The following is a 17,109-nucleotide window of genomic DNA, read 5'->3' on the forward strand; positions in this document are numbered from 1 at the left end:
AGCGCCTTGTGCAGCACCAGGCCAGCTCAAGCCGATTGCAGTCTGCGGCAGCGGCTGCAGTGATCGGGTACCTGCAATGGAGTCCGGTGCCGGGGCAAAAGTTGCAGCCATTTTGCCCCTTGCTCGCCAGCCCGGGGTAAACCCGTCAGCCCCTACAGTGTAAGATGTCGCCTATTTTACGCAGCAGGAATTTCCCATGAGTTTCAATCTGGCTAACAAGCCCCTGGCCGAACGCGCCGCCATCGAGGACGAGAAGTCCCGTCTGTTCGAACTGTGGCAGAGCAACCTGGGCAAGGCCAAGGGCGAGGGCGCGCGGTTGTTCGGCGAGCGCGGCAAGCGCAAGGGCAAGTGGGCCGAGTGGGTCCGTGCCGAACTCGACGGCATGTCGCCGCCGGAGTTCTCCAACATGGTGCGCAGCGAAGTCAATCGCCTGATGGCGGCGAACAAGTAAGGGCGAAACTCTCGACGATCGCCTCGCGCACCTTCACCAGCAGCGGATCGGTCTGCGGGCTGGTGCGCCAGCCCAGCTCGATCGGATAACGCGGCAGCGCCAGGGGGCAGGGCAGCAGTTGCAGGCCGGTGAGCTCGGCGATGCGCCGGGCGGCATGGTCGGGAATGGTCGCCACCGCCTGGCTGCCCTTGAGCAGAAAGGGCAGCGCCGCAAAGTGCGTGGTCGAGGCGCACACCCGGCGACTGAGGCCCAGGTTCGCCAGGCCTTCATCGGTGATGCCGATAAAGCCCTGGGACGACACCAGCAGGTGCTCACGCGCAACGAACTCTTCAAGGCTGATGCCTTGCTGCCCGGGAGCCAGGCTGGCCGGGTCGGCCAGGCACAGGTAAGCCCCTTCCCCCAGTACCTGGCGGCTGAGCAGGCGTTCGGCAAAACCGCCGGCACTGATGGCCAGGTCGACACTGCGCTGCAACAGCGCCTCGGCGACGATCTGGCTGTGGGTCTGGCGGAAAATCAGCCGCAGCTTGGGCGCCCGCCGGGCCACGGCCTCGATCATCTGCCGGCCATAGGCAATCTCGAAATCATCCGACAGCCCGAGCGTCACCGAGCGCCCCTGATAATCGCCGGTGTCCGGGGCGACCATGGCCAGGCTCTGGCGGCATTTGTTCAGGGCATCGCTGACCACCGGCTTCAACTGATTGGCCTTGAGGGTCGGTGCCAGCCCGCGCCCGGTGCGCACGAACAGCGGGTCGCCATACAGCTCCCGCAGCCGGCGCAAGGCCGCGCTCATCGCCGATTGGGTGACCCCCAGGCGCAGGGCGGCGCGGCTGGCGCTGGACTCGTCATGCAAGGCTTCGAAGGCCTTGAGCAGGTTGAGATCGACGCTGGCGATATTCATCTGGTTCATATCATTAAGCACTGAGTTGGGGTTTATCGATGATCGGCGGCGCCCGCAGAATGCGCAACACCTGATCCTTCGAGGAAACACGTCATGCCCAAGTCCATCGTCGCTGCCCTGCAAATCGGTGCCCTGCCTGAAGGCAAGGCGGCCACCCTGGAGCAGATCCTGTCTTACCAAGCCGCCATCATCGAGGCCGGTGCGCAACTGGTGGTGATGCCCGAAGCGCTGCTCGGGGGCTACCCCAAGGGGGAAGGCTTCGGCACCCAGCTGGGCTATCGCCTGCCGGAAGGGCGCGAGGCCTTCGCCCGCTACTTTGCCAATGCCATCGACGTCCCCGGGGCCGAAACCGAGGCCCTGGCCGGGCTGTCGGCGCGGACCGGGGCCAACCTGGTGCTGGGGGTGATCGAGCGCAGCGGCAGTACCTTGTATTGCACGGCGCTGTATTTCGACCCGCAGGCGGGGCTGGTGGGCAAGCACCGCAAATTGATGCCCACCGGCACCGAGCGGCTGATCTGGGGCAAGGGCGACGGCTCGACCCTGCCGGTGCTGGACACCCAGGTCGGCCGGCTTGGCGCGGTGATCTGCTGGGAAAACATGATGCCGCTGCTGCGCACCGCGATGTATGCCCAGGGCATCGAAGTCTGGTGCGCGCCGACGGTGGACGAGCGGGAAATGTGGCAAGTGAGCATGCGCCACATTGCCCATGAAGGTCGCTGCTTCGTGGTCAGTGCCTGTCAGGTGCAGGCCTCGCCGGAGGAACTGGGGCTGGAGATTGCCAACTGGCCGGCGCAGCGGCCGTTGATTGCCGGCGGCAGCGTGATCGTCGGGCCCATGGGCGATGTGCTGGCCGGGCCGCTGGTGGGCCGTGCCGGGCTGATCAGCGCCGAGATCGACACCGCCGATCTGGTGCGCGCGCGTTATGACTACGACGTGGCCGGCCATTACGCGCGCCCGGATGTATTTGAACTGAGCGTGGACCAGCGCCCCCGTCCCGGGGTGCGCTTTACCTGAGCCGGCGCCATTCCTCGCGGGTGATTTCCCACAGGTCCACGGGGAAGCGTCCGCTGACGAACTCGCCTGCTTCCGAGCGGATCAGGCGCATGCCGCCACGCTCGGAAATCCGCCGCGAACCCTGGTTCGGCGCCGCCTTGGGCACCCGCATCAGCGGTTGTTGCAGCACCTCGAACCAATAGTGGTCCACCGCCTCGCAGGCCTCGCTCATGTAGCCATGGCCCTGCCATGCCGGAGCCAGCCAAAAGCCGCGGTGGTTATCGGTTTCATCCATCAGGCTGATGCTGCCGATCATCTGCCCGGGGTTGCTGCGCAGGCGCAGGGTCCAGTGCCATTCCGTGCCCCGGGCCATCGCCGGCAGCGCCAGGTCCCGCACGAAGCTCAAGGCGCCGTCGGCCGGGTAGGGCCAGGGCACCAGGGCGTTGAGGTAGCGCACCACCTCCCAGTGTGGAAACAGTTGCTGGATGGCCTCGGCGTCCGCCAGTTCCAGGGGCCGCAGCAATAGCCGCTCGGTGTGCAGGGTGGGCAGGCTGCCAATCATGATCAGGACTCCTTGTGCGGCTTGCCGAGCAGCAGGTGCTCGCCGAGAAAGTCGACGAACACCCGCAGCTTGGGCAGCAGGTGCCGGCTGTTGGGCCAGAGGATAGAGAACTTGCCGCGCTCTTGCTGGTAGTCGTCCAGCACCGACACCAGGCTGCCGTCGGCCAGGGCGCCGCCAACCACGAAGTCCGGTACGTAGGCGATGCCCAGGCCCTGGGTCGCGGCATGGATCAGCGACTCCAGGTTGTTGCTGGTCAAGGCGCTGCCCAGCACCAGCGGCGCGGCGCTGTCGGCCAGGTGCAGGCGCCACTGTTGCAGTTGGGTGCCGCCGGGAAACTTGTAGCGCAGGCAGGCGTGGTGCTCCAGGTCCCTGGGGGTCTGGGGCGTGCCGCGGCGGGCGAAGTAGCCGGGCGCGCCCACCAGTACGAAGCCGAAGGGCCCGAGGCTGCGGGACTTGAGCTGGGAATCCGGCAACTCGCCGCTGCGGATCACCGCATCCACCCCTTCGGCGATGACGTCGATCAGCCGGTCGTTGAAATCCAGGTCCAGTTCGATGTCCGGGTAGCGCGCGGAGAACGCCGGGAGGATCGGCAGCAGCATGCGGTAGCCGATGGCCGGCAGGCTGACCCGCAAGCGCCCCCGGGGCGCATCGCTGAGCCGCGCCAGTTCGGCCTCGGCTTCCTGTACCTGATCGACGATGCGCTGGCCGCGTTCGTAGAACAGCGTGCCTTCGTCGGTCAGGCTGAGGCGCCGGGTGCTGCGGTTGAGCAGGCGCACGCCGAGCCGCTGTTCCAGGCGCGACAACGCCTTGCCCACGGCCGAGGCGGACAGCCCCAGGCGCTCGCCGGCGGCCACCAGGCTGCCACTCTGGACCACGCAGACAAACACGTGCAGGCCGTTCAGGTTGTCCATGGTGCACCTCGATTGCAGCGTTTTTGTCGGTAAAGAGCGGAATAATGCCCTGTTTTTTATCGATTGCGGCCTGCCTATCCTGGGTTTTTCTTCCATCGGCCCTGATTGCCAGGGCGTGCAGAGGTGTCCGTGAATCCTGAACTCGACCTGTCCCTGGGGCTGCCGGCCCGCACCCGCGAACGGGGTGCCTACGGTGTATTGGCGGCGGTGTGCCTAGCGGCGCTGATGCTGCCCCTGACCTTTGTCGGCGTGGCCGTGGCGACCCCGGCCATCGCCCGCGAGCTGGGGGGCAGCCCGCTGGCCCTGAGCTGGACCACCAATGCCTTCATGCTGGCCTTTGGTAGTGTGCTGATGGCGGCCGGCACCCTGGCCGACGAGTACGGTCGCAAGCGCCTGTTCAGCCTGGGGGTGGCGCTGTTCGGCCTGAGTTCCCTGGCCCTGGTGTTCGTGCCGTCGCTGCTGTGGCTCAACCTGCTGCGCGGGGTCCAGGGCCTGGCCGGCGCTGCGGCCCTGGCCGGTGGTTCGGCGGCCCTGGCCCAGGCCTTCGACGGCCCGACGCGGACTCGGGCCTTCAGCTTGCTGGGCACCACCTTTGGCGTCGGCCTGGCCTTTGGCCCGATCCTCGCCGGGGTCTTGGTGGAACACAGCGGCTGGCGCGCGATCTTCGTCTCCGGCGCGCTGATCGGTGGCCTGTCCCTGGCCTTTGGCGTGCCGCGCATGCAGGAGTCCAGGGATCCCGAGGCCCGGGGCGTGGACTGGCCCGGCACCTTGAGTTTCACCCTGGCCCTGGTGCTGCTGACCTGGGGCATCCTGCAAGCGCCGCAAAGCGGTTGGGGCAGTCCCTGGGTCCTGGCGTTGCTGGCGGGGGCGCTGCTGGCGCTGGGGCTGTTCATTGTCGTGGAGCGGCGGGCGGCGCGACCGATGCTTGATCTGTCGCTGTTTCGCTACCCGCGTTTTGTCGGGGTGCAGGTGCTGCCCATCGCCACCTGCTACTGCTACGTGGTGCTGCTGATCCTGCTGCCGATCCGCTTTATCGGTGTCGAAGGCTACAGCGAGATCGACGCCGGAATCCTGATGATGGCCCTGTCGGCCCCTATGCTGGTGGTGCCCTTTGCCGCGGGCTGGCTCAACCGCTGGTTCAGCGCCGGCAACCTGTCGAGCCTGGGGTTGCTGGTGGCCGCCGGCGGGCTGTTCTGGCTCAGTCGGATCGAGCCGGGGCAGGCCGCTGTCCAGCGCGCCTGGCCATTGCTGGTGATCGGCCTGGGCAGCGGATTGCCCTGGGGCTTGATGGATGGGCTGTCGGTGAGCGTGGTGCCCAAGGAGCGGGCCGGCATGGCCAGTGGCATCTTCAGTACCACCCGGGTGGCGGGCGAGGGCATTGCCCTGGCCCTGGTGGTGGCGTTGCTGGCGGGGCTGTTGCAGCACGCTCTTGGGCCTCAGGCGACGCCGGGGGAATCCCTGGCGCTGGCGGCCCGGCAGTTGGCCGGTGGCGATCTGGCGGCCAGTGCCGGGTCCTTGCCGACCTTGCCCCGGGAGGCGTTGCTGCACCTTTACTCCCAGGCCTTCAGCCAGCTGTTGCAGGTGTTGATGCTCATCACCCTGCTGGCGGCCCTGGTGGTCAAGGTGGCGCTGCATGAGCCGCGCCACCCGCACCGCCTTGGAAACTGATCAGCGGAACTCGAAGAACTTGTAGTGCAGGTTGGCTTCGGGAATCCGGTACTCGTTCATCAGTTCCCGTACCTGGGCCAGCAGGCCCTTGGGTCCGCAGAAGCTGATCTGGATCTGCTGCGGGTCGGTTTCCGTGGCCGTGCGTTTGAGGGTCTGGGCCAGGGACTCGGTGCCGCCGCTGTTGGCGACGAAGTCCACGCCGCGGGCCTGGGCCATGCCTTGCAGGGTGTCGACGCTGGGAAAGGCCCGGGACGGGTTGTAGCAATACACCAGGGTGGCCTTGTCGAATTCTCCGGCGGCCGCGTCCTGCAACCAGGAAATGAACGGCGAGATGCCCACGCCACCACCGATCCAGATTTCCCGAGCCGCTTCCTGGGGCCGCTTGAAGCGGCCATAAGGCGCGTAGAGGTCAGCGCGCATGCCGACCTTCACCTGTTTGCGCAGCCGTTGGGTGTAGTCGCCGAGGGCGCGGATCACGAATTCGATGCGCCCATCCTCGGCCTGGGCGCTGGCGATGGTGAAGGGGTGCGGCTCGCGCAGGCCCTTTTCCTGCATCGACAGAAAAGCGAACTGCCCGGCCTTGAACGGAAAACCCCGGCCCAGGGGGCGCAGTTCCAGGTGCAGGGAGTTCTTCTCCACCCGGACCGCGCTCACCTGGTATTCGCCGGCCTTGGCCACGAACGGGTAGAGCAGCAGTTTGTACAGGGCGCCCAGCACCCCGAGGACGCACAGCGCGCCCAGCCACAGGCCCGATGGCGAGTCCAGGGTGATCGGCGACTTGAAGCTCACGCCGTGCAGGATGACGATCAGGAACAGCGGCCCGGACAGCTTGTGCCACCAGCGCCACTGGCTGTAGGGGATGTTGCGGTTCAGCGCCAGGAGCACGATCAGGCCCAGGGCCACATAGCTCAACTGGCGCACCAGGCGGGTCCAGTATTTGGACAGTTCGAGGATCGGCACGCTGTTCCATTCGTCCAGGTTGGCCTTGAACACCAGGTGATAGCTGGCGAACGCCAGGGCCCAGATTCCCAGCCATTTATGCACCTCGTAGACCCGGTCGAGGCCACCGAACAGGCGCTCGACAAAACCCCAGCGGGCCGCCAGCAGGCAGGACAGGGCCATGTAGGCCAGGGCCGTGCTGCCCAGGATCATGCTCAGGGTGGCGGAGGTCAGCCAGGTGGCGGAAGGAATCTCCAGCAGGAGGGTGAAGGTGGTGATCAGCAGAACGCCGATTATCGTGTGCCAGGTTTTCAAGGGTGCATGACTCCGCTCAGGAAATGCCGTCATGGCATGAACATCGATTGCCGCACAGGCCCCGTGGTCATGGGGGCGACGCCAAAAGGCGCGATGCGTGGAGTGGTGTGGCGCTGGGGCATAGCAGGATATGACAGCTTTGTTCGCGCGTAACCGGAGGCCATTCTAGCGCCTGAACCTTAATTCAAGCTGATGCGGGTCACCGATTCGGTATTTTGCGATTGACGAAAATGATCGAAACTCAATTGCATTTCGATTTCCTGTGCACGGCGTGGGTGCGGCTGGCTCCTACGGATGGCGTTGGCGCGGCTGGTAGCGCAGATGTGCACTTGGGTGTGCTGCGCAGGCCCTGGCGTGCGTCTAGCAGCCATAGCCCCGCAGCCGTACCGGGGCCCGTGATGATGAGCCTGAACATGCAAGCCCTGTTGAACCAGATTCTCGATGAAGTCCGCCCCCTGATCGGCCAAGGCCGGGTCGCCAACTACATTCCGGCCCTGGCCGATGTGCCGGCCAACCAGTTGGGGATTGCCGTATACGGCAACGATGGCCAGGTGTTCAGCGCCGGTGACGCGGACACGCCATTCTCGGTGCAAAGTATTTCCAAGGTCTTCAGCCTGGTGCAGGCCATCGGCCATTCCGGCGAAGCGATCTGGGAACGCCTGGGCCACGAGCCCTCGGGACAACCCTTCAACTCCCTGGTGCAACTGGAGTTCGAGCGCGGCCGTCCGCGCAATCCCTTTATCAACGCCGGGGCCCTGGTGATCTGCGACATCAACCAGTCGCGCTTCGCCGCGCCGGCCTTGTCCATGCGCGATTTCGTCCGGCGCCTGTCGGGCAACCATCAGGTGCTGGTGGATGGCCGGGTGGCGGAGTCGGAATATCAGCACCGGGCCCGCAATGCGGCCATGGCCTACCTGATGCAGTCCTTCGGCAACTTCCATAACGATGTCGAAGCGGTGCTGCGCAACTATTTCAGTCATTGCGCGCTGCGCATGAGCTGCGTCGATCTGGCACGGGCGTTCTGCTTCCTGGCCAACGACGGCTTCTGCAAGCACAGCGGCGAGCAGATCCTCAGCCGCCGCCAGACCCAGCAGGTCAACTCGATCATGGCCACCAGCGGCCTGTACGACGAGGCCGGCAACTTCGCCTATCGGGTCGGCCTGCCGGGCAAGAGCGGGGTCGGTGGGGGGATTGTCGCGGTGGTGCCGGGGCAGTTCACGGTGTGCGTGTGGTCGCCGGAACTCAACACCGCCGGCAACTCGCTGGTGGGCATGGCGGCCTTGGAGCTGCTCAGCCAGCGCATAGGCTGGTCAGTGTTCTAGGACTTACCAGGCGCCCGGGTTGTTCAGGCTGATCTGCCCGCGATCGATAAAGCGCTGGGTGCCGAACAAGCCGCCGGCCAGCTTGCCGCGCAGCACGTAGGGCAGGTTGTCCAGGCTCTGGGTCTGGCTCAGGCCCAGGGTCTGGCGCAGCACCGAGAAGGCCGAGACGCTGACCGGGATCACCAGGATGTCTTCCGAGTAGCGGCCGATATGCCCTTGCTGGTCGCTGACCCCGGAGGCCAGCGGGCGACCGTTGACTTCCAGGTCCAGGGCCACGCCGTTGTAGTCGATGGGGCTTTCGTTGGGGTTCTGCAGGCGCAGTTTCACCGCGAAACGCATTTCCAGGTCCTGGCTCGGCAGCGGCTCGATGCCCACCACGTTGATCGCCAGCGGGTCGCGGTTGGGCAACAGCGCACAGGCGCTGAGGCTGAGCAGTACCAGGGTCAAGGCGATCAATCTACGCATGGCATACCTGTCGGCAAGGGAAATGAAAGGTTGCCCGGCACCTTGTAGCCGCTGCCGAGCCAGCGAGGCTGCGACAAGGCCCGCAGGGCCTTGCCTGGCCAACCCTCGACCTACCTCAAGGCCGAGGGCCGGTCACCAGCGCACGCAGCATAGACGCCCGCGAGCCTCAGGAGTTCGCTTTGCCGCTCATGTCCGGGTCCTGCATGACCTTGAGGGTCGCCGCTTCCGGATCGAACTCATCTTCTTCCAGCTCAAGGAACTCCTCCGGCAGGAAGATATTGAGGAAGATCGCGCAGAAAGCACCCACGGTGATCGGCGACTCGAAGATGTTGTGCAGCGCCTTGGGCAGCTCGCGCAGCACTTCCGGCACCGCCGCCACCCCCAGGCCCATGCCCAGGGAAATGGCCACGATCAGCACGTTGCGCCGGTGCAGCCCGGCTTCGGCGAGGATCTTGATCCCGGCCACGGCCACGGTGCCGAACATGATCAGCGTGGCGCCGCCTAGCACCGGCTTGGGCATCAGTTGCAGCACCGCGCCGATCACCGGGAACAGCCCCAGCAGCACCAGCAGCCCGGCGATGAAGTAGGCCACGTAGCGGCTGGCCACGCCGGTCAGCTGGATCACCCCGTTGTTCTGGGCAAAGGTCACCATCGGCAGGCTGTTGAACACCGCCGCCACCGCCGAGTTGAAACCGTCCGCCAGCAGCCCGGACTTGATGCGCTTGATGTACAGCGGGCCCTTGACCGGCTGCTGGGAAATCATCGAGTTGGCGGTCAGGTCGCCGGCCGCTTCCAGGGGCGAGATCAGGAAGATCACCGCCAGCGGAATAAAGGCGATCAGGTCGAAGGAAAAGCCGTACTTGAACGGCACCGGTACGCTCACCAGCGGCACCTCGGGCAGGGCGGCCATGTCCACCCGGCCGAGCATCCAGGCCACCACGAAGCCCAGGGTCAGGCCGATGACGATCGAGCCCAGGCGCAGCATCGGGTGGTTGAAGCGGTTGAGCACCACGATGGTCAGCAGCACCAGCGCCGCCAGGCCCAGGTTGCTCGCCGCGCCCAGGTCGCTGGCGCCGTAGCCGCCGGCCATGTCGGTGACCGCCACCTTGATCAGCGACAGGCCCATCAGGGTAATGATGGTGCCGGTGACCACCGGGGTGATCAGCTTGCGCAGCTTGCCGATGAACTGGCTGAGGAACATCTCGATAAAGGCCGCGACAAAGCAGATGCCGAAGATGGTCGAGAGAATGTCGTCGGTGCTGCCACCCCGGCCCTTGACCATGAACCCGGCGCTGAGCAGCACGCTGATAAAGGAAAAGCTGGTGCCCTGCACGCACAGCAGGCCGGAGCCAATGGGCCCCAGGCGCCGGGCCTGGACGAAGGTGCCCAGGCCGGAGACGAACAGCGCCATGCTGATCAGGTACGGCAGTTCGCTCTCAAGCCCCAGCACGCCGCCGAAGATCAGGGTCGGGCTGATGATGCCGACGAAGCTGGCCAGCACATGTTGCAGGGCGGCGAAGATCGCCGCGCTGAAATGCGGACGGTCATTGAGGCCGTAGATCAGGTCGGATTTGTAGCGGGGCGGGGAGCGATCAGGTGCGGTCATGGGAAAAGGCCTGCCAGTGACGTGTGAAAACAACGGGGGTACACGTCGGAAAGTGGACGGGACTTGGGCCGCAGAGCCATGGCATGGACAAGACTTGCGCACCCGGTCAGAAAAAAGGAGGCGCAGGATGCCAGAAAGGCGCCGCGGTCAGAAGGGCAAACAGGCGGAAAAAGCCAAGTTGCAAAGGATACGAAAGATACTGTTTCTCATTTGCCTTTGTGGAATAATCCGCCTCCCCGATTTGCGGACCGCCCCCCGATGCTGCCGACTCCCAGCCTGCTGCGCAGCTTTCAAGAGCACTACGACGACCTGCTGAAGTTTCTCACCCGGCGCATGAGCGACCGCCAGCGGGCGGCGGACGTGGCTCAGGAAACCTACCTCAAGCTGCTCAAGGTCGACCCGCAAACGGTGGAGGTGCACAACGATCGCGGTTTCATCTTCCGCGTGGCCGGCAACCTGGCCATCGACACCCTGCGCCGCGAGCAGCGCCTGGCGGCCAACCTCAGCGACGGCCAGGAACACCGCGAAGCGGTGGACCCGGGCCCGGCCCCGGAAGCGGTGCTGCTGGCCAAGGAGCGCCTGGCGCTGCTCGACCAGGCCCTGGCGCAACTCTCGGACAACGCCCGCCAGGCCTTGCTGCTCAATCGCCTGGAAGGCTTGACCCAGGCGCAGATCGCCGTGCGCCTGGGGGTTTCCGAAAGCATGGTGGCAAAATACATCGGCCAGGCCCTGCGCCATTGCCGCGACTGGCTGAAGGTCCACCATGAATAATTCCTTGCCACCGGTTGCCGACGCCATGACCGACCACCGCGAAAACCTCGAAGACGCCGCCATCGACTGGCTGGTGCTGCTGCATTCCGGCCACGCCACGCCAGCCCAGCGCATGGCTTTCCAGCAGTGGCGCCAGCGCAGCCCGGCGCATGCCGCCGCCGCCGCCGAGGCCCAGCAACTCTGGGGTGACCTGGGGCACACCGAGACCGCGCGGGCGCATCAGGCGCCGCCCGCCGTGGGGCGCCGGCCACGGCGTTTCTGGCCGGCCCTGGCGGCTTCGTTGCTGCTGGCGGTGGGTTGCGGCATCGGCTGGCAGCAATGGCCGGCCTTGAGCTCGGACTACCACACCGGGGTCGGCCAGCAACAGCGCATCACCCTGGCGGACGGCTCGCGGGTCACCCTCAACAGTGGCAGCGCGCTGTCGGTGGCTTATTCGGCGCACGAGCGCCGGGTGATCCTGCGCGCCGGCGAGGCGTTGTTCGAACCACTGGCCGACCCGCAGCGGCCGTTCGTGGTCCAGGCCCAGGCCCAGCAACTGCAAAGCGCCGCCAGTGCCTTCAGCGTGCGTCGTGACAAGGACCAACTGACGGTGGTGGTGCGCGAGGGCCAGGTGCAGTTCAGTGGCGACCACGCACCGGTGCTGCTCCAGGCCGACCAGCGCCTGCAGTACCAGCCCGGCCAGCCGCTGCTGGCCCAGCAGAGCGTGGACGCCGCCAGCCTGACCGCCTGGCAGCGCGGCAAGCTGATCTTCAACGGCCGCCCGCTGGGCGAGGTGATCGCCGAGCTGGAGCGCTATCAGCACGGGCGCATCCTGATTTCCGACGGCCAGTTGGCGGCCCTGGCGATCAGCGGGGTGTTCGACCTGCACGACCCGCAAGGCTCGCTCAAGGCCTTGCAGCAGCGCTATCCGCTGCAAGTGACCTACTTGCCCTGGTTGGCGCTTTTGCACTGAGGCAAATTTTTTTGCCCGACGCATTGCAAGTTCCTCGACGGGAAATCGTCGTAGTGAGACTGAGAAGACAATCATTCTCATTGACGTCATTTCAACCGGCTGGGAAGGAACACGTGAAAGCTATGTTCAAGCTGTCGACACTGGGGCGCGGCCACCAGATCATGCGCCGCACATTACTGGCCCAGGCGCTGTTCGCCGGGGCCTTGAGCCCGGTTCTGGCGCTGGCCGAGGAGGCCGCCACGCTCACGCAGGCCGGCAGTGCCGAGGAACGGCGGGTCTTGCTGAACCTGCCGGCCCAGCCCCTGGATCAGGCGCTGACCCGCTTCGCCGATCAGGCCGAGCTGCGCCTGCTGTACACCACCAGCGATGTCGCGGGCCTGCGATCCACCGCGCTCGACGGCGAGCTCACGGTGGCCCAGGCCCTGCAGAGCCTGCTGGCCGGCAGTGGCATGAGCTGGTCGTTCAGCGACGGCCGCACGGTGATCCTGCGCCGCGCGGCGGCTCCGGCTGCGAGCCTGGATCTCAAGCCGACCCAGGTCAGCGTGGCGTCGCGCACCAGCGCCGCCATCAGCGAGATTCCCGGCACGGTGTGGGTGGTGGAGCAGAGCCAGCTACGGGAACAGTTGAGCACCGGGGTCAGCCTCAAGGAGGCCATCGGCAAGCTGGTGCCGGGCCTCGACCTGGCCCCGGAAGGGCGCACCAACTACGGCCAGAACATGCGCGGGCGCAACGTCCTGGTGATGATCGACGGGGTCAGCCAGAACAGCTCCCGGGGCCTGTCCCGGCAGTTCGACAGTATTTCGCCGTTCAACGTCGAGCGGGTTGAAGTGCTGTCCGGGGCCAGCGCCATCTACGGCGGCGGCGCCACCGGCGGCATCATCAACATCGTCACCAAGAAAGGCGAGCCGGGCCCGGCGCGCTTCGAGACACAGCTGGGGGCCAGCAGCGGCTTCAACAACAGCGACGACCTGACCACTCGCATCGCCCAATCGGTGAGTGGCGGCAACGAGGCCATCAGCGGCCGGCTGGCAGTGGCGGGGGAGCAGAACCAGGCGTTCTATGACGGTGCCGGCCAGCAGATCTTTATCGACAACACCCAGACCGACCTGCAGTACAACCGTACCCTGGACCTGATGGGCAGCCTGGCCCTGCAGTTCAACGAGGAGCAGAGCCTGGACCTGCTGGCCCAGTACTACGACTCCGGCAACCACGGCAGCACCGGGATCTACTTTCCCAACCTCAGGTACAAGGCGCCGTCCAACCTGGAGGACGCCGAGCTGCGCGGCGGCTATTCCACCGACCTGGAGCCGCGCACCAAGCGCCTGCTGCTCAACGCCAACTACCACCACAGCGACGTGCTCGGCCAGGATTTCTACCTGCAGGCCTCGTACCGCAAGGAAGACGACAACTTCTTCCCGTTCCCTTACTACAACAGCGGCAGCCCGGCCGGCTCCAAGGGCGTGTACTTCGCCGCCTCGCAGCAGAACTTCGAGGTCACCAGCCTCAAGGCGCTGTTCGCCAAGGAGTTCGAGGCGTTCAAGCTGACCTACGGCGTGGACCTGGACCGCGAGCGCTTCAACGCCGAGCAGAGCACTTTCGACCAGGGCATTTCCTCGGGCAGTGGCGGCCTCGACCTGGTGACCCAGAGCAAGGCGCCGCGCTATCCCAGCTACCGGGTCGATGGCCTGTCCGGCTACGCCCAGCTGGACTGGCACGCCACCGACCACCTGACGGTATCCGGCGGCTACCGGCGCCAGCAGATGGACGTGGATGTCGGCCAGTTCAAGAACGTGCCCGGCGGCAGCAACGACTATGCGGTCAACCTCTACAACCTGGGCAGCATCTACGACTTCAAGAACGGCCATCAGCTGTGGGTCAACTACGGCGAGGGCTTCGATCTGCCGGACCCGGCCAAGTTCTACGGCAAGCCGGGGCTGAGCGTGGACGACAACCCGCTGGCCGGGATCAAGAGCCGCCAGGTGGAAACCGGCTGGCGCTTCTTTGATAGCGACTGGGACGCCCAGGCGGCGCTGTACTACATCTGGTCGGACAAGGTGATCACCACCGACCAGGCCACCCTGACCATCGACGTCAAGGACCAGAAGAGCCGCGACTATGGTTTCGAGAGCGCCCTGACCCGGCATTTGCCGAGCGGCTGGGAGTTGGGCGGCACCCTGCACGCGGTGCGTTCCGAGGAGGAGGGCAAGAACGGCGGCTGGCAGAAGCGTGATGCGCGGTATGCCTCGCTGTCCAAGCTCACCGCCTTCGTCGGCTGGAAGGGCGACAGCAGCAGCGTGCGCCTGCAGGGCAACCATGCCTTTACCCTTAAGGACGACGCGGTCAAGCAGATCGACGCCACCCACAGCGTCGACGCGCCCAACACCATCGACGGCTACACCACCTTCGACCTGCTGGGCAGCCACGACACCGCGTTCGGCACCTTCAGCGGCGGTATCCAGAACCTGCTGGACAAACAGTACAGCACCGTCTGGGGCCAGCGCGCCAAGCTGTTCTACTCGCCGACCTACGGCCCGGACTACCTCTACGACTACCAGGGCCGGGGCCGCACCTACACCCTGACCTGGACCATGGCCTACTGATGTTGCTGTAGCCGCTGCCGAGCGCCGGCGAGGCTTGGCAATTCCCGGCCGGACACCTTGGAGGGCACCAGGATTCTGCGACCCTGCGGGTCGTTCGCAGCCTGCGGCAGCGGCTACATAATCTCCCGCCAGTACTCAGCCTCCTGACAGAAACTGTCAGGAGGCTCTGGTAGTCTGCGCCGGTGTTTTTTCCGGAGTGCACCTGCGTGTCGCGAGCCAGTCGTTTACTCACCCTGTTGCAGATGCTGCGCGGCAAGAGCCGTCCGGTGACCGCCGCCACTCTGGCGGCGGAGCTGGAGGTGTCCGAGCGCACCCTGTACCGCGACATTGCCGAGCTGACCTCCCTCGGCGCGCCGATCTACGGCGAGGCCGGCATCGGCTATGTGTTGCGCAGCGGGCTGTTCCTGCCGCCGTTGATGCTCAATGCCGATGAAACCGAGGCCGTGGTCCTGGGCTTGCGCTATGTCGATCAGCGCGGTGACGAGGTATTGAGCAAGGCGGCCGCCGATGCCATGGCCAAGATCGCCGCCGTGCTGGCTCCGGCAGCCCAGGATGCGCTGCGCAACCCGACCTTGCTGCCGGGACCCGCCGGCTGGGGCTTTCCCGACAACCGCGTGTCGTTGAACGTGTTCCGCCAGGCGATCCGCCATCAGGCCAAGCTGCTGATCGACTATGCCGACGTCAACCGCAACCCCAGCCAGCGGCTGATCTGGCCGCTGGCCCTGGGCTTTCTCAATGAGGCCCGGGTGATCGTCGCCTGGTGCGAGCTGCGGGGCGATTACCGGACCTTTCGCACCGATCGCATCGCCGCGGCCCAGGAGCAGGGCCAGTTGTATCCGGGGCGGCGCAGCGACTGGCTGCGGGCCTGGCGCAAGGGCCTGCAGGGAGACGATCAGGGCCGATTCACTGCTGACAGGAAATGACGCAAGGGCGCTTTAGCATGGCGTCCTCGTTCAACAGCAAGGAGCTTTTGTCATGTCGACCACCGACCCTTTCCTGGCCCTGGCCATCGTCGCTTATGTCGCCGCGGTGAACCGCGGCGACAGCAGCGTGGCGGCGTCGATCTTCACCGCCCGGGCGCAGATTTTCGATGAGCGTGAGCACTGCGTGGGCCCGCAGCAGATTGCCCGCTGGATGGGCGCGGGCGCGCGTCGCCTGGAAGTCCTCGGGGTTCAGCGGCGCACCGGGAAAATCTTGCTCGACAGCCGGGTGTGCGGTGATTTCCCCGGCAGCCCCCAGGTCTTGCGTCACACCTTCCGCCTGGATGCCCAGGGCCGGATCGAGCGCCTGGACATCTCGCGCTGATCTAGCCGCTGCCGCAGGCTGCGAACGGCACGCAGGGCGCAAGGGTCCTGGGAACGCCCGCAAGATCCGGCAGTCATTGCGCAGCCTCGCGGGCGCGGCGGCCACGGATCAGGCCTGGAGCGGCGGGTGGTGGCATACTGCGGCTCTTTGCCAGGAGGCCTGCGGCCCATGCCATTCGATTCGCCCATGAGCGCCTACCGGCATGCCCTGGAGCAGGACGGCTTTGTCGCCGATCCGGCCCAGGCGCGTGCGGTGCAGGCCTTGCAAGAGTGTCACGAGGCGCTGCATCAGGGGCGCAAGCCGGTGCAGGGGGTCTATCTGTGGGGCGCGGTCGGGCGTGGCAAGACCTGGCTCATGGATCAGTTCCACCAGAGCCTCAGGGTGCCGGCCCGGCGTCAGCATTTTCATCACTTCATGGGCTGGGTGCACCAGCGCTCGTTCCAGCTCACCGGCATCGCCGATCCCTTGCAGGCCCTGGCCCGGGAGCTTGCCGCAGAGGTGCGGGTGCTGTGTTTCGATGAGCTGTACGTCAACGATATCGGCGATGCGATCATTCTCGGGCGCCTGTTCCAGGTGATGTTCGAACAGGGGGTGGTCATGGTCTGTACCTCCAACCAGCCCCCCGAGCAGTTGTATGCCGATGGCTTCAACCGCGAGCGCTTCCTGCCGGCCATCGACGCCATCCGCCGGCACCTGCAGGTGCTGGCGGTGGGCGGCGAGCAGGACCACCGCTTGCACCCTGGCGCCGCCGCGCAGCGCTACTGGCTGAGTGTCGAGGGCCAGCCCAGCGCCCTGGAACCGCTGTTTCGCCAGTTGAGTGCCGGGCAGGCGGTGTCCAGCGAGCCGCTGCTGATCGGCTATCGGCCGGTACGGGTGGTCAAGGCCGCCACGACGGTGATCTGGTGCCGCTTTGCCGACCTTTGCGAGCAGCCGTTCTCGGCCATGGATTTCATGGCCCTGTGCGACCGCTACAGCGCCATCCTCCTCAGCGAGGTGCCCAATCTCAGTGCCCGGCAACGTCCGGGGCGCATTGCCCGGGGCACCGAGGACGGGGCCCAGCGGGTGGTGGCGGGAGATCGGGAGCTGCCGCAACTGTCGATCCACGACGACAGCGTGCGGCGCTTCATCGCCCTGGTGGACGAATGCTACGACCGTGGAGTGCCGCTGTACCTGGAGGCCCGGGTGCCGATGGAGCAGCTGTACACCGAGGGCTACCTGGAGTTTGCCTTCCGCCGCACCCTCAGCCGCCTGCGGGAAATGCAGCTGCAGCGCTTTGCCCGGCAGCCAGGCGCTTGAAAGGGCAATGATTGCGGCTGATGCGAGTGGTTTCCATTGCTTAGGATTTTTCTCT

Annotated in this window: 15 protein-coding genes and 1 pseudogene; 10 read left to right on the forward strand and 6 right to left on the reverse strand. The window is 66.1% G+C overall.

What is annotated here, in order from left to right; translation table 11 throughout:
* Nucleotides 1-196: 196 nt before the first annotated feature.
* Nucleotides 197-451 carry a hypothetical protein gene (locus GGI48_RS29630; protein WP_179601516.1) on the forward strand — a complete coding sequence of 85 codons (255 nt, stop codon included), beginning with the start codon at nt 197-199 and terminating at the stop codon, nt 449-451.
* On the opposite strand, the gene GGI48_RS29635 is transcribed toward GGI48_RS29630, so the two are convergent.
* On the reverse strand, nt 423-1,358 hold the full coding sequence (locus GGI48_RS29635) for a LysR family transcriptional regulator (protein ID WP_103740453.1): 936 nt from the start codon (nt 1,356-1,358) through the stop codon (nt 423-425). The genes GGI48_RS29630 and GGI48_RS29635 overlap by 29 nt on opposite strands.
* 84 nt (nt 1,359-1,442) lie before the next feature.
* Between GGI48_RS29635 and GGI48_RS29640 the strand changes: the two genes are divergently transcribed.
* Nucleotides 1,443-2,363: a carbon-nitrogen hydrolase family protein gene (locus GGI48_RS29640; RefSeq protein ID WP_179601517.1), complete on the forward strand. Its 921-nt coding sequence runs from the start codon at nt 1,443-1,445 to the stop codon at nt 2,361-2,363.
* Here GGI48_RS29640 and GGI48_RS29645 read toward each other — a convergent pair.
* Nucleotides 2,356-2,904: a GNAT family N-acetyltransferase gene (locus GGI48_RS29645; RefSeq protein ID WP_181957016.1), complete on the reverse strand. Its 549-nt coding sequence runs from the start codon at nt 2,902-2,904 to the stop codon at nt 2,356-2,358. The two genes, GGI48_RS29640 and GGI48_RS29645, sit on opposite strands and share 8 nt — an antisense overlap.
* A 2-nt stretch (nt 2,905-2,906) precedes the next feature.
* Nucleotides 2,907-3,815 carry a LysR family transcriptional regulator gene (locus GGI48_RS29650; protein ID WP_179601519.1) on the reverse strand — a complete coding sequence of 303 codons (909 nt, stop codon included), beginning with the start codon at nt 3,813-3,815 and terminating at the stop codon, nt 2,907-2,909.
* Nucleotides 3,816-3,944: 129 nt separating this feature from the next.
* On the opposite strand from GGI48_RS29650, the gene GGI48_RS29655 reads away from it, so the two are divergent.
* Nucleotides 3,945-5,483 carry an MFS transporter gene (locus tag GGI48_RS29655; RefSeq protein ID WP_179601522.1) on the forward strand — a complete coding sequence of 513 codons (1,539 nt, stop codon included), beginning with the start codon at nt 3,945-3,947 and terminating at the stop codon, nt 5,481-5,483.
* Here the strand turns inward: GGI48_RS29655 and GGI48_RS29660 are convergent, their stop codons facing one another.
* Entirely contained in the window at nt 5,484-6,737 is a 1,254-nt protein-coding gene (locus tag GGI48_RS29660; RefSeq protein WP_179601524.1) for a ferric reductase-like transmembrane domain-containing protein, read from the reverse strand. It abuts the gene before it with no gap.
* 413 nt (nt 6,738-7,150) lie between these two features.
* On the opposite strand from GGI48_RS29660, the gene glsB reads away from it, so the two are divergent.
* On the forward strand, nt 7,151-8,059 hold the full coding sequence (glsB, locus tag GGI48_RS29665) for a glutaminase B (RefSeq protein ID WP_179601526.1): 909 nt from the start codon (nt 7,151-7,153) through the stop codon (nt 8,057-8,059).
* A 3-nt stretch (nt 8,060-8,062) separates the two neighbouring features.
* Here the strand turns inward: glsB and GGI48_RS29670 are convergent, their stop codons facing one another.
* Both GGI48_RS29670 and GGI48_RS29675 read right to left on the reverse strand, forming a co-directional pair.
* A complete protein-coding gene (locus GGI48_RS29670; protein ID WP_016965208.1) occupies nt 8,063-8,524 on the reverse strand; it encodes an LEA type 2 family protein in 462 nt (153 codons plus the stop codon).
* Between the two features lie 166 nt (nt 8,525-8,690).
* Nucleotides 8,691-10,130 (reverse strand): nucleobase:cation symporter-2 family protein, encoded by a 1,440-nt coding sequence (locus GGI48_RS29675; RefSeq protein WP_179601528.1) that lies wholly within the window; start codon nt 10,128-10,130, stop codon nt 8,691-8,693.
* 258 nt (nt 10,131-10,388) lie between these two features.
* Between GGI48_RS29675 and GGI48_RS29680 the strand changes: the two are divergent.
* The 6 genes and pseudogenes from GGI48_RS29680 to zapE form a co-directional block, all read left to right on the forward strand.
* Nucleotides 10,389-10,886: pseudogene (locus GGI48_RS29680) on the forward strand (RNA polymerase sigma factor); the annotation flags it as partial.
* Between the two features lie 7 nt (nt 10,887-10,893).
* Nucleotides 10,894-11,853 (forward strand): FecR family protein, encoded by a 960-nt coding sequence (locus GGI48_RS29685; RefSeq protein ID WP_179601530.1) that lies wholly within the window; start codon nt 10,894-10,896, stop codon nt 11,851-11,853.
* A 122-nt stretch (nt 11,854-11,975) separates the two neighbouring features.
* Nucleotides 11,976-14,453, forward strand: coding sequence for a TonB-dependent receptor (locus tag GGI48_RS29690; protein ID WP_179602188.1), 2,478 nt, complete (start codon nt 11,976-11,978; stop codon nt 14,451-14,453).
* A 206-nt stretch (nt 14,454-14,659) separates the two neighbouring features.
* Nucleotides 14,660-15,376 carry a YafY family protein gene (locus GGI48_RS29695; protein ID WP_179601532.1) on the forward strand — a complete coding sequence of 239 codons (717 nt, stop codon included), beginning with the start codon at nt 14,660-14,662 and terminating at the stop codon, nt 15,374-15,376.
* A 52-nt stretch (nt 15,377-15,428) separates the two neighbouring features.
* Nucleotides 15,429-15,758 (forward strand): nuclear transport factor 2 family protein, encoded by a 330-nt coding sequence (locus tag GGI48_RS29700; protein WP_179601534.1) that lies wholly within the window; start codon nt 15,429-15,431, stop codon nt 15,756-15,758.
* Nucleotides 15,759-15,926: 168 nt separating this feature from the next.
* A complete protein-coding gene (gene zapE / locus GGI48_RS29705) occupies nt 15,927-17,054 on the forward strand; it encodes a cell division protein ZapE (protein WP_179601536.1) in 1,128 nt (375 codons plus the stop codon).
* The last annotated feature ends 55 nt before the right edge of the window (nt 17,055-17,109 follow it).

It is taken from the genome of Pseudomonas protegens, assembly GCF_013407925.2.
Classification (GTDB): domain Bacteria; phylum Pseudomonadota; class Gammaproteobacteria; order Pseudomonadales; family Pseudomonadaceae; genus Aquipseudomonas; species Aquipseudomonas fluorescens_AP.